Genomic DNA, 14,060 nt, shown 5'->3' on the forward strand with positions numbered 1-14,060 from the left:
CCACGTCGATCTCCTGGGGGATCTGGGCGGACGACCAGAAGCTGGGCCGCGTCGACCCGGACGCGATCCGCCGCAGCGGACTCGTGTTCATGCCCCCCGAGCTGGCGCTGGCCGGGCTGCGCGGCGCGCTGGACCACGACGAGACCGCGCTGGCCATCGCCGACGTGGACTGGGAGCGCTACTACCCGGTGTTCGCGGCGGCCCGGCCCACCTCGCTGTTCGCCGAGATCCCCGAGGTGCGCGAACTCGACCGGCGGCAGGCCGAACCCGCCGCGTCCGGTGCGGGGGGCGAGTTCGCCGCGCGGGTGCGCTCGCTGCCCGCGACCGAGCAGACCAGGGCCCTGCTGGATCTGGTGCGCGCCGAGGCCGCGACCGCGCTCGGGCACACCTCCTCGGCCGCGCTCGGCGAGCAGCGGGCGTTCCGCGACGTCGGCTTCGACTCGGTCACCGCCGTGGACCTGCGCAACCGGATCGCGGCCGCGACCGGGTTGGCGCTGCCCACCACGATGGTCTTCGACCACCCCAACCCGCTGGCGCTCGTCGAGCACCTGCGCGCCGAGATCGCCGGTTCCGCCGGCCCCGCCACCGGAACCGCCCAGGCGCGGCCCACCGACGAGGAGCCCATCGCCGTCATCGCGATGAGCTGCCGCTATCCGGGCGGGGTGACCTCCCCGGAGCAGCTGTGGGAGCTGGTCACCGGGGGCGCGGACGTGATCTCCGAGTTCCCCGCCGATCGCGGCTGGGACGCCGAGGGGCTCTACGACCCGGACCCCGACCGGCAGGGCCGGACCTATTCCACGCGCGGCGGGTTCCTGCGCGACGTGGCCGATTTCGACGCGGAGTTCTTCGGGATCTCGCCGCGCGAGGCGCTGGCGATGGATCCGCAGCAGCGGCTGCTGCTGGAGACCACCTGGGAGGCGTTCGAGCGCGCCGGCATCGACCCGGCCTCGCTGCGCGGCAGCGGAACCGGCGCGTTCATCGGCGCGAGCTACCAGGACTACCAGGCCGCCGCCGAGGGGTCCGAGGGCCACATGATCACCGGGGCGCTCTCCAGCGTCCTGTCCGGTCGGCTGTCCTACCTGTTCGGGCTGGAGGGGCCGGCCGTCACGCTGGACACCGCCTGCTCGTCCTCGCTGGTGGCGCTGCACCTGGCCTGCCGCTCGCTGCGCAGCGGCGAGAGCTCGCTCGCGCTCGCCGGAGGCGTGTCGGTGATGTCCACGCCGAACGCGTTCATCGGCTTCAGCAGGCAGCGCGCGATGGCCGCCGACGGGCGCTGCAAGGCGTACTCCGACGCGGCGGACGGGATGAGCCTCGCCGAGGGCGTCGGTCTGGTGCTGGTGGAGCGGCTCTCCGACGCGCGGCGCAACGGGCACCCGGTGCTGGCGGTGGTGAAGGGTTCGGCGATCAACCAGGACGGGGCCTCCAACGGGCTCACCGCGCCGAACGGCCCGTCCCAGCAACGGGTGATCCGCGCCGCGCTGGCGGACGCCGGGCTCGCCCCCGCCGAGATCGACGTCGTCGAGGGACACGGCACCGGTACCGCGCTGGGCGACCCGATCGAGGCGCAGGCGCTGCTGGCGACCTACGGGCAGGAGCGGGAGCACCCGCTGCTGCTGGGGTCGATCAAGTCCAACATCGGACACGCCCAGATGGCCTCCGGGGTCGCCGGGGTGATCAAGGTGGTGCAGGCGCTGCGGCACGGCACCGTCCCGCGCACGCTGCACGTGGACGAGCCCTCCTCGCACGTGGACTGGGAATCCGGCTCGATCGCGCTGCCGACGGAGCAGGTGCCGTGGCCCGGGGTGGACCGGCCGCGCCGCGCGGCGGTCTCCTCCTTCGGGCTCAGCGGCACCAACGCGCACACCGTCCTGGAGCAGGCACCGCCCGAACCGGAGCCGGAACCCGAACCGGAACCGGAGCCGGGAGTCCTGCCCGTGCTGCTGTCCGCCCGGAGCGAGGCCGCGCTGCGCGCCCAGGCCGACCGGCTGCGGACCCACGTGACCGCGACGGAGCCCGCGCTGGCCGACCTGGCCCGCTCGCTGGCCACCGGCCGCGGCCGCTTCGAGCACCGGGCCGCCGTGCTCGCCGCCGACCCGGCGGAGCTGGAGCGCGGCCTCAGCGCGCTGCGCGACGGCCTGCCCGCCGCGAACGTGGTGCGGGGCGAGGTGCGCGAGGGGCGCACGGCGTTCCTGTTCTCCGGGCAGGGCAGCCAGCGGGCGGGTGCCGGGCGCGAGCTGCACGCGCGCTTCCCGGTGTTCGCTGACGCGCTGGACGCGGTGTTGGCGGAGCTCGACGGGCACCTGGACCGGCCGTTGCGGGAGGTGCTGTTCGCCGAACCCGGCAGCGCTGAGGCCGCCGAGCTGGACCGCACCGGGTGCACCCAGCCCGCGCTGTTCGCGATCGAGGTCGCGCTGTTCCGCCTCGTCGAGTCGTGGGGGCTGCGTCCTGATCACGTCGTCGGGCACAGCGTCGGCGAGATCAGCGCCGCGCACGTCGCCGGAGTGCTCAGCCTGCCGGACGCCGCGAGGCTGGTGGCCGCGCGCGGTCGCCTGATGGAGGCGCTGCCGGAGGGCGGCGCGATGATCTCGTTGCGGGCGGCCGAGGACGAGGTGGTCCCGCTGCTGACCGAGCGGGTCTCGCTGGCCGCGATCAACGGCCCGGAGTCCGTGGTGATCTCCGGTGCGGAGGACGAGGCGCTGGCGGTGGCCGAGCACTTCGCCGGGCTCGGGCGCAGCACCAAGCGGCTCGCCGTGAGCCACGCCTTCCACTCGCCCCTGATGGACCCGATGCTCGACGAGTTCCGGGCCGTCGCGGACTCCCTCACCTGCCACGCCCCGACGATTCCCGTGATCTCCACGCTCACCGGCGAAGCCGCCACCGCCGAGCGGCTCGGCAGCGCCGAGCACTGGGCGGCGCACGCGCGCGGCGCGGTCCGCTTCGCCGACGCGGTCCGGGCGCTCGCCGAGGCGGGCGTGCGGAACGTCCTCGAACTCGGGCCGGACGGCGCGCTCTGCGGACTCGCCCAGGACGTGCTGCCCGGGGACACGCTGCTGCAACCCGCCCTGCGCCGGGACCGGGACGAGACCGGGGCGATCACCACCGCCCTGGCCCGGATGCACGTCGCGGGCGTCGCAGTCGACTGGCGGATCGTGTTCGCCGGCACCGGAACGCGCCGGATCGACCTGCCCACCTACGCGTTCCAGCACCGCCGCTTCTGGCCGGAACCGGTCCCCGCGCAGCGGGACGCCGATCCGGTGGACGCCGAGTTCTGGTCCGCGGTGGACCGCGCCGACACCGGCGCGCTCGGCCGCACCCTGGAGCTCGACGAGGACACCGTGGCCGCCGTGGTGCCCGCGCTGTCGGCCTGGCGCCGCAAGCGGCACGACTCCGCCACCGTCGACTCCTGGCGCTACCGCCCGGCCTGGCGTCCGGTGCGCGCCGGGGCCACCGCGCCCGCCGGACCGTGGTTGGTGCTCACCCCGCAGGGCTGCGACGAGGACCCCACCGCCGCGGTGCTCGCCGTCCTGGGGCCGGACGCGGTGCGCGTCGAGGTGCACCGCGCGGACCGCGCCGAACTCGCCTGGCGGCTGCGCGCCGAGGCCGCCGACGCCGGATTCCCGGAGCACGGCGCCGGATTCGCCGGAGTGCTCTCGCTGCTGGCCTGGGACTCCACCGCGCACGAGGACGCCCCGGAGGTGCCCGCCGGGCTGCTGCTCACCACCGCCGCCGTGCAGGCGCTCGCCGACGCGGCCATCGACGCCCCGCTGTGGATCGCCACGCGCGGGGGAGTCGCGGCCGGGCGCGGTGAGGGCGCCGCCGATCCCGGGCAGGCCGCGCTGTGGGGCCTGGGCCGCGTGCTCGCGCTCGAACAGCCCGCCCGGTGGGGCGGTCTCGTCGACCTGCCCGCCGGGGACGACGCGCTGGACCGGCTGCCGGACGTGCTCGGCGGGACCGAGGACCAGGTGGCGCTGCGGACCACCGGGATCTTCGCCCGCCGCCTGGTTCCCGCGCCGGTGGCCGCCGAGGACGAGCGGACCTTCCGCACCAGCGGCACCGCCCTCGTCACCGGTGGCACCGGTGGCCTCGGCGCCCACGCCGCCCGGCTGCTCGCCGCGTCCGGGGCCGAGCACCTGCTGCTGCTGAGCCGGCGGGGCCCGGACGCTCCCGGAGCCGAGCTGCTGCGCGCCGAGCTCCTCGACACCGGCGCCGAGGTGACCATCACCGCCTGCGACGTCGCCGACCGCGCCGCGCTCGCCGCCGCGCTCGCCGAGGTCCCCGCGGGGATGCCGCTGCGGACCGTCGTGCACACCGCCGGAGTCGTCGAGGACGGCGTGCTCGACGCGCTCACCCCCGAGCGGTTCACCGGGGTCTGGCGCTCCAAGGTCAGCGCGGCCCGGCACCTGGACGAGCTCACCGCCGGGACCGAGCTGGACGGGTTCGTGCTGTTCTCCTCCACCGCGGGCACCTTCGGCGCCGCCGGGCAGGGCAACTACGCCGCCGCCAACGCCGCCCTGGACGCGCTCGCCGAGACCCGCCGCGCCGCCGGGCTCCCGGCCACCTCGATCGCCTGGGGCCCGTGGGCCGAGGCGGGCATGGCCGTCGACGGCGCCTCGGTCCAGGACCGGGTCCGCCGGGGCGGGTTCCGCCCGCTGGCACCCGAGCGGGCGCGCACCGCGCTGCGGCGCGCGCTGGAGCAGCGGGACACCGCCCTCGCCCTCGCCGACGTCGACTGGGCGCGCTTCACCGCCGCGTTCCCGGCCGCGCGCGGCCTGGTCGGGGAGCTCCCGCAGGTCCGCGCCCTCGCCCCCGCCGCCCCGGAGGCCGAACCGGAACTGCGCTCCCGGCTCGCACCGCTGCCCGAAGCGGAGCGCGGGCGGTGGGTGCTGGAGGTGGTGCTGGAGCGGGTGGCCGCCGTGCTCGGCCACGACGACCCGGGTGCGATCGCCGCCGAGCGCGCCTTCCAGGACCTCGGCTTCGACTCGCTGACCACCGTGGAACTGCGCAACGCGCTCGGCTCCGCCACCGGCCTGACGTTGCCCTCGACCCTCGTCTACGACCACCCGACACCGCTGGCCCTGCGAGATTTCCTGCTCGCGGAGCTGCGCGGCGACCTGCCCTCCGCCGAGGCGGCCCCGGCCGCGCGGCCCCCGGCGGAGGACCCGATCGTCGTGGTCGGCATCGGCTGCCGGTTCCCCGGCGGGGTTCGCTCGCCCGAGGACCTGTGGGCGCTGCTGGCCGAGGGCGCCGACGCGATCGGCCCGTTCCCCGCCGACCGGGGCTGGGACCTCGACGCCCTCGCCGCCACCTCCGACACCCGTCAGGGCGGTTTCCTCGACGGGGTGGCCGACTTCGACGCCGGTTTCTTCGGGATCTCGCCGCGCGAGGCGCTGGCGATGGACCCGCAGCAGCGGCTGCTGCTGGAGACCACCTGGGAGTCCCTGGAGCGCGCCGGGATCGACCCGGACGGGCTGCGGGGCAGCGCCACCGGGGTCTTCGTCGGCACCAACGGCCAGGACTACCCGCAGCTGCTGCGCCGGGTCGCCGCCGACGTGCGGGGCCACGTGGCCACCGGCAACACCGCGAGCGTGCTGTCCGGGCGGATCTCCTACGCGCTCGGGCTGGAGGGTCAGTCCGTGACCGTGGACACCGCCTGCTCCGCCTCGCTGGTCGCGTTGCACTGGGCCGTGGGCGCGCTGCGCTCCGGTGCGTGCTCGCTGGCGCTGGCCGGGGGAGCCTCGGTGATGTCCGGGCCGGACTCCTTCGTCGAGTTCAGCGCGCAGAGCGGCCTCGCCCCCGACGGTCGGTGCAAGGCATTCGGCGCGGGAGCCGACGGCACCGCCTGGGCCGAGGGCGTCGGGATGCTCGTGCTGGAGCGGCTGTCCGACGCGGTCCGCCACGGCCACGAGGTGCAGGGCGTGGTGCGCGGCGGCGCGGTCAACTCCGACGGCGCCTCCAACGGGCTCACCGCGCCGAACGGGCCCTCCCAGCAGCGGGTGATCCGGGAGGCGTTGGCCGACGCCGGCCTCGGCCCGGGTGATGTGGACCTGGTGGAGGCGCACGGCACCGGCACCGCGCTGGGCGACCCGATCGAGGCCGGGGCGCTGCTGGCGACCTACGGGCGGGACCGGGAGGAGCCGCTGCGGCTCGGGGCGATCAAGTCCAACCTGGGCCACGCCCAGGCCGCCGCCGGAGTCGCCGGAGTGATCAAGGTGTTGCTGGCGATGCGGCACGGCCTCCTGCCGAGGACGCTGCACGCCGAGCGCGCCAGCGAGCGCGTCGACTGGGACTCGGGGCGGGTGCGGCTGCTCGCCGAGGCCGAGCCGTGGCCCGACACCGGCCGTCCGCGCCGAGCCGGGGTGTCCGCGTTCGGCGTGAGCGGCACCAACGCGCACGTCGTGCTGGAGCAGGCCCCCGCCGCCGGCGCCGAGCGCCCCGAACCCGCCGTGCGGCCGAACGCCGTGCCCTGGCCGGTGTCCGCCCGCTCGTCCGCCGCGCTCGACGATCAGCTGCGCGGGCTCACCCGCGCGGCCGAGGGCCTTTCCGCCGTGGACGTCGGTTTCTCGCTGGCCACCGGTCGTGCGGCGCTGCGCCACCGCGCGGTGCTGCTGGCGGGCCCGGAGGGCACGCGCGAGGTCGCGCGCGGCACGGCGGCCGGGGAGGGGCGCACGGCCTTCCTGTTCTCCGGTCAGGGGAGTCAGCGGTCCGGCATGGGCCGCGAGCTCGCCGCTCGGTTCCCGGTGTTCGCGGCCGCGCTGGACGAGGTGCTGGCGCACCTGGAGCTGGAGCTCGACGCCCCGCTGCGCGAGGTGCTGTTCGCCGAGCCGGGCAGCGCGCTGGCGGCCGAGCTGGACGGCACCGGCCGAACCCAGCCCGCGCTGTTCGCCTTCGAGGTGGCCCTGTTCCGGTTGCTGGAGTCCTGGGGCGTGGTGCCGGACTTCGTGGCCGGGCATTCCATCGGTGAGCTCGCGGCCGCGCACGTGGCGGGCGTGTTCTCGTTGCCGGACGCGGCGAAGCTGGTCGCGGCGCGGGCCGGGCTGATGGCGGCGTTGCCCGAGGGCGGGGTGATGATCTCGGTTCGGGCCGCCGAGGAGGAGGTCGTCCCGCTGCTGTCCGGGCAGGTCTCGATCGCCGCCGTCAACGGACCCGAGTCGGTGGTGATCTCCGGTGCGGTCGAGGACGCCCGGTGCCTCGCCGAGCGGTTCGCCGAGCAGGGCCGCGAGACCCGCGAGCTCCCCGTGAGCCACGCCTTCCACTCGCCGCTGATGGATCCGATGCTCGACGAGTTCCGCCGCGTCGCCGCCGGAATCGACTACCGGGCCCCGGAGCTCCCCGTGATCTCCACCCTGACCGGTGAACTCGCCACCGCGGAGCGGCTGGGCTCCCCGGAGCACTGGGTGGAGCACGTTCGCCGCCCGGTCCGCTTCGCGGACGGCGTGCGGACCCTGCGCGCGGCCGGGACCACCCGCTTCGTGGAGCTCGGCCCGGACGGGGTGCTCGCCGCGCTGGTGCGGCGGACCCTCGCCGAGGACGACGCCCCGCTGGTGGTGCCCGCGCTGCGCGGGGACCGCGACGAGGAGGTGGCGCTGGGCACCGCGCTGGCCCAGCTGCACGCCCACGGGGAGGCGATCGACTGGGCGGCGTGGTTCGAGGGCACCGGCGCCCGCCGCGTCGACCTGCCCACCTACGCCTTCCAGCGGCAGCGGTTCTGGCCCGAGCCCGCAGCCCACCCGGTCACCGCCGCCGATCCGGTGGACGCCGCGTTCTGGACCGCCGTCGACGGGGGCGACGTGGCCGCGTTGTCCGATTCCCTCGACGTGGACGGCGAGGCGCTGTCCGCCGTGGTGCCCGCGCTCTCGCGGTGGCGCCGCGACCGCCGGGAGAGCTCCGTCGTGGACGGCTGGCGCCACGTCATCACCTGGACCCCGCTGCGGCCCGCCGGGCCGCCGGAGACGAGGCGGATCGTGCTGGTCCCGGCGCGGCAGCGGGCGGAGTGGACCGACGCCGTGCTCACCGCGCTGCCCGGCGCCGAGGTCCGGGAGGTCGACGGCGATCCGGTCGCCGCGCTGCCCGAGCTGGACGAGGCTCCCGGGTTCGCCGACGGCACCGCGCTGCTCGCGCTGCCCGGGGTGAACGCGGAGCCGCTGCCCGCCGCCCTCGTCGGCACCGGCGCGCGGCTGTGGCTGCTGACCCGCGGCGCCGTCGCGGTCGGGCCCGCCGAGACCCCGGACGCGGCGGAGGCCGCGCGCTGGGGCCGGGGCAGGGTCCGCGCGCTGGAGCACCCCGCGGAGTGGGGCGGCCTCGTCGACCTGCCCGCGCACCCGGACCGGCGCGCCGCCGAACGGCTGCCCGTCGTGCTCGGCGGGCCCGAGGACCAGGTGGCGCTGCGCCCCTCCGGTGCCTACGGGCGCAGGCTGGTGCCCGCCCCGGCTCCCGACGCGCCGTGGAGCCCGCGCGGAACCGTGCTGGTCACCGGCGACGGCGCCCCCGCCGACCGGATCCGCCGCTGGCTCGCCGAGCAGGGCGCTGAGCGCGTGGTGCGCGGCGACGAACTGGACTGCGACCTCTCGGGAGCCGATACCGGGGCCGTGGCCGCCGCGCTGCCCGGCGAGCTCACCGCCGTGCTGCACGCCGAGACCGGGCCGCACGCGGTGGCCGCCGCCGAGAACCTCGCGGCGGCGCTGGCCGAGCGGCCGCCGGAGGTCTTCGCGCTGATGTCCTCGCTGGCCGCCGCCTGGGGCGTGCGCGGCGAAGCGGACGCGGCCGCCGACGGCGCCCGGCTGGAGGCCCTGGCGCTGCGCTGCCGCTCCACCGGGCTGCCCGCGCAGGTCGTGTTCTGGGGCGCCTGGGCGGCCGAGGACGACCCGGGCGCGGCGCACCGCCGGGCCAACGGTCTCCCGGCGCTGGACCCGGACTTGGCCGTCGCCGCGCTCGGCCGCGCGCTCGGCGGGTCCGCACCCGCGCTGGTGCTGGCCGACGTGCGCTGGGAGCGGTTCGCGCCCGGGTTCACCGCCGACCGCCCGAGCCCGCTGCTCGCCGAGATCCCGGCCGCCCGCACCGGAGGTGGCCCGGAGATCACCGACCCGCGCGCCGAACTGCTGGCGCTGCCGGAATCCGAGCGCGCCGAGCGGTTGCTGGCGCTGGTGCGCTCCGCCGCCGCGGACGTGCTCGGTCACGGCGGTGCCGAGGAGATCGACCCGGAGCTGGCCTTCCGCGACCTCGGCTTCGACTCGCTGACCGCCGTGGACCTGCGCACCGCGCTCGGCACCGCCACCGGGCTCGCGCTGCCCGCGACGCTCGTGTTCGACCACCCCACGCCGGGTGCGCTCGCCGCGCACCTGGGCGACCTGCTCGGCGGAGAGCGGCGGGCCGGGCGGACTCCCGTCGGCACCGGTGGGGACGCCGGTGAGCCGATCGCCATCGTCGGCATGAGCTGCCGCTACCCCGGCGGGGTCCGGTCCCCCGAGGACCTGTGGCAGCTGCTGCTCGACGAGACCGACGCGATCGGCCCCGCGCCCGCCGATCGCGGCTGGGACCCGGCCGCGATGGCCGGAAGGGAAGGTGGCTTCCTCCACGACGCCGCCGAGTTCGACCCCGGCTTCTTCGGCATCTCCCCGCGCGAGGCGATGGTGATGGACCCGCAGCAGCGCCTCGTGCTCGAAACCGCCTGGGAGGCCTGGGAACGGGCCGGGATCGACCCGGCCGGGCTGCGCGGCACCGACGCGGGCGTGTTCGTCGGCGGCGGCACCGGCGACTACCGGCCGCCGGCCGGTCAGGTCGGGCACGCCCAGACCGCCCAGTCCGCGAGCCTCATCTCCGGGCGCCTCGCCTACGCCCTCGGGTTGGAGGGGCCGGCGGTCACCGTGGACACGGCGTGCTCCTCCTCGCTGGTGGCGCTGCACCAGGCGGTGCAGGCGCTGCGCGGCGGGGAGTGCTCGGTCGCCCTGGCGGGCGGGGTGACGGTGATGTCCACCCCGGTCGGGTTCGTCGAGTTCGGCGAGCTGGGGGCGCTGTCCCCGGACGGGCGCTGCCGGGCGTTCGCCGAGGCCGCCGACGGGACGGGCTGGGCCGAGGGCGTGGGAATGCTCGTCGTGGAACGGCTCTCCGAGGCACGTCGGCGCGGGCACGAGGTGCTGGCGGTGCTGCGCGGTTCGGCGGTGAACTCCGACGGCGCCTCCAACGGGCTCACCGCGCCGAACGGCCTCTCCCAGCAGCGGGTGATCCGCAAGGCGCTGGCCGCCGCCGGCGTCGAACCGTCCGAGGTGGACGCGGTGGAGGCGCACGGCACCGGGACCGCGCTGGGGGATCCGATCGAGGCGCAGGCCCTGCTGGCGACCTACGGTCAGGACCGGGAGCACCCGCTGCTGCTGGGCTCGGTCAAGTCGAACCTGGGCCACAGCCAGTCGGCGTCCGGCGTGGCAGGGGTGATCAAGGCGGTGCTGGCGCTGCGGCACGGCGAGCTGCCCGCCACGCTGCACGTGGATCGGCCGAGCGGCCACGTCGACTGGACCGCGGGCGCGGTCGAGCTGCTCACCGAGCGGGTCCCGTGGCCCGAGACGTCTCGCCCGCGCCGCGCGGCGGTCTCCTCCTTCGGGGCCAGCGGCACCAACGCGCACGTGGTCCTGGAACAGGCCACCGAACCCGGGCCCGATCCGGTTCCGGAACCGCTCGTCCCAGCGGTGCTGCCGCTCGTGCTCTCCGCCCGCACCCCGGACGCGCTGCGGGCGCAGGCCCGGCGGCTGCTGGAGGTCGAGGCCGCACCGCTGGACCTGGCGCACTCGTTGGCCACCACCCGCTCGCACTTCGAGCACCGCGCCGCCGTGCTCGGGAGTGATCGCGCGGAGCTCGTCGCGGGGCTCACCGCGCTCGCCGAGGGCACCGGCGCGGCGACCCCGCTGCGCGGCACCGCCTCCCGGGGCAAGGTCGCGTTCCTGTTCTCCGGTCAGGGGAGTCAGCGGCCCGGCATGGGCCGCGAGCTCGCCGCCCGGTTCCCGGTGTTCGCCGCCGCGCTGGACGAGGTGCTGGCGCACTTCGACCTGCTGCTGCCGCGTCCGCTGCGCGAGGTGCTGTTCGCCGAACCGGGCAGCGCGGAGGCGGCCGAGCTGGACGACACCGGCCGCACCCAGCCCGCGCTGTTCGCCTTCGAGGTGGCCCTGTTCCGGTTGCTCGAATCCTGGGGCGTGCGCCCGGACTTCGTGGCCGGGCATTCCATCGGTGAGCTCGCGGCCGCGCACGTGGCGGGCGTGTTCTCGTTGCCGGACGCGGCGAAGCTGGTCGCCTCGCGCGCGGGCCTCATGGCGGAGCTGCCCGAGGGCGGGGTGATGATCTCGGTTCGGGCCGCCGAGGAGGAGGTCCTCCCGCTGCTGTCCGGGCAGGTCTCGATCGCCGCCATCAACGGACCCGAGGAGCTCGTGCTCTCCGGGGAGGAAGCGGCGGTGCGGCGGATCGCCGAGTCGTTCGAGGCGAACGGCCGGAAGACTAGGCGTTTGCGGGTGAGTCATGCGTTTCACTCGCCACTGATGGACGCCGTGCTGGAGGACTTCCGCCGCACCGCCGAGGACATCGCCTACGCGGCCCCGGCGATCCCCGTCGTGTCCACCCTGACCGGTGAGCTCGCCACCGCCGGGCAGCTCGGGGACCCCGGCTACTGGGTCGAGCACGCGCGCCGGGCCGTGCGGTTCGCCGATGGCGTCCGCACCCTGGCCGGCCGCGGGGTCCGCACCTTCTGCGAGATCGGTCCGGACGCCGTGCTCTCCGCGCTGGCCGGTGGACTGCTGGCGGAGGACGCCGAGATCATCCCCGCGCAGCGCCGGAACCGCTCCGAGGAGGAGGTCCTGGTCGGCGCGCTGGCCCGGTTGCACGTGACCGGCACCGCACCGCGCTGGGCGGAGTTCTTCGCCGGCACCGGGGCGCGCCGGGTCGACCTGCCCACCTACCCCTTCCAGCACGAGCGGTTCTGGCCCGAGCCCGAGGCTCCGCTCACCGGGGCCACCGGATCCACCGGACCGGAGGAATCGTTCTGGGCCGCCGTGGACGGTGCCGACCACGCGGAGCTGGCCGCGGAGCTGGACGTCCCGGGGACGGCGCTGGCCGAGGTGCTGCCCGCGCTCGCCGACTGGCGCAAGCGCCATCAGGACCAGGCCGTCGTGGACTCCTGGCGGCACCGGTTCGGCTGGACTCCGCTGCGCGTCCCGGCCACCGCGCGGCCCGCCGGGACCTGGCTGGCGGTGCTGCCGGAAGGGATCGACGCCGACTGGAGCGAGGCGCTGCTGCGCGGCCTCGGCGAGGTGACCCGCGTCGAGCTCTCCGGCACCGACCGGGGCGAGTGGGCCGAGCTGCTGCGCGGCCACCGGGCCGACGGCGTCGTGTCCCTGCTCGCCACCGCGGACGTCGGGTCGACCGTGCCGGAGGGACCCGCGCGCACGGCGACGCTGCTGCAGGCGCTCGGCGACGCCGGGATCACCGCTCCCCTGTGGACGGTGACCACCGGCGCGGTGCGCACGACCGGATCCGAGGCTCCGGCGAATCCCGCGCAGGCGGGCGTGTGGGGGCTCGGCCGGGTCGCCGCGCTCGAACTCCCCGACCGCTGGGGCGGGCTGGTGGACTTGCCCGCCGCACCGGACGCCGCGGCCACCGAGCGGTTCCGCGCCGTGCTGGCCGGGATCGACGGCGAGGACCAGGTCGCGATCCGCGCGGGCGGCGCCTTCGGCCGCCGACTGCTGCCCGCCCCGGAACGGCCCGCGCACCGCTGGAACCCGGAGGGCGGCGTCGTGCTCATCACCGGCGGCACCGGTGCGCTGGGCGCCCAGGTCGCCCGGCGGCTCGCCGCGGACGGGGCCGCGCACCTCGTGCTGCTCAGCCGCGGCGGCCTCGACGCGCCGGGGGCGAAGGAGCTGCGCGAGGAGCTCCACGGGCTCGGGGCCACCACCACCGTCGAGGCGTGCGACGTCGCCGACCGCGCCGCGCTGGAAGCGGTCCTCGCCGAGCTGCCACGTCCGCTGACCGGCGTGGTGCACGCGGCGGGGGTGCTCGACGACGGCGTGCTCGATTCGCTGACCCCCGACAGGTTCGCGGCGGTGCTGCGCACCAAGGTCGGCTCCGCGCTGCTGCTCGACGAGCTGACCCGGGACCACGAGCTCGCGGCGTTCGTGCTGTTCTCCTCCGCCTCGGCCGCCGTGGGCAACGCCGGTCAGGGCAACTACGCGGCCGCGAACGCGGTGCTCGACGCGCTCGCCGAGCGCCGCCGCGCGGAGGGGTTGTCCGGAACCTCGATCGCCTGGGGCGCCTGGGGCGGTGCTGGCATGGCCGCCGGGCAGGACGCGGCGGGCGGCGCGCAGCGCGGCGGGGTGGACGCGATGCGTCCCGACCTCGCGCTGGACGCCCTGGTCGAGCTCGCCGCCGGTACCGAGGCGACGCCGCTCGTCGCGGCCGTGAGCGGGGAGAAGTTCACCCGCGCGTTCACCTCCACCCGGCCGAGCCCGCTGCTGCGCGCGATGCCCGGGTACGCCGAGCCCGACCCCGAGGCGGGTCCGGCCGGCGAGCTCTCGCTGCGGGACGAGCTCGCCGAGCTGCCCGCCGGGCGGCGCCGGGACGTGCTGGCCGATCGGATCCGGGAGCACAGCGCCGACATCCTGGGACACGCCGGGGTGGACGCGGTGGGGCCCGACCGGACGTTCCGCGACCTCGGCTTCGACTCGCTGGCGGCCGTGGAGCTGCGCAACCGGCTCGGTGCCGCCACCGGGCTGGCCCTGGCCACGACGTTGATCTTCGACCACCCCACGCCCCTCGCTCTCGCCGAGCACCTGTACGCCGAACTCGGCGGCCCCGGGACTCCCGGAGAGCGGGAGCCCGGCGTCGAGGAGGACGACGGGATCCGGCGGCTGCTCGCCTCGGTGCCCCTGTCCCGGCTGCGGGACTCCGGCTTGCTGGAACCGCTGCTGGAGCTCTCCGGGGAGCGGGTGGCTCCCGGCGGCGCCGAGGACGACGAGGACTCGATCGACGACATGGCGCTGGACGACCTGGTGCAGGCGGCGCTGGACGGCGCCCCGGAGACCGACTGACGG

At 76.7% G+C, this 14,060-nt stretch carries 1 protein-coding gene (running past one end of the window); it reads left to right on the forward strand.

The window, feature by feature from the left end; translation table 11 throughout:
* Positions 1-14,057, forward strand: the 3' portion of a protein-coding gene (locus ACL03H_RS00455; protein ID WP_412808989.1) for a type I polyketide synthase. Its footprint begins 13,681 nt before the window's first position; only the last 14,057 of its 27,738 coding nucleotides appear in the window; its start codon lies beyond the left edge, outside the window; the stop codon is at positions 14,055-14,057.
* The last annotated feature ends 3 nt before the right edge of the window (positions 14,058-14,060 follow it).

Source organism: Saccharopolyspora antibiotica (assembly GCF_047200635.1).
In the GTDB taxonomy this organism is placed as follows: Bacteria; Actinomycetota; Actinomycetes; order Mycobacteriales; family Pseudonocardiaceae; genus Saccharopolyspora_C.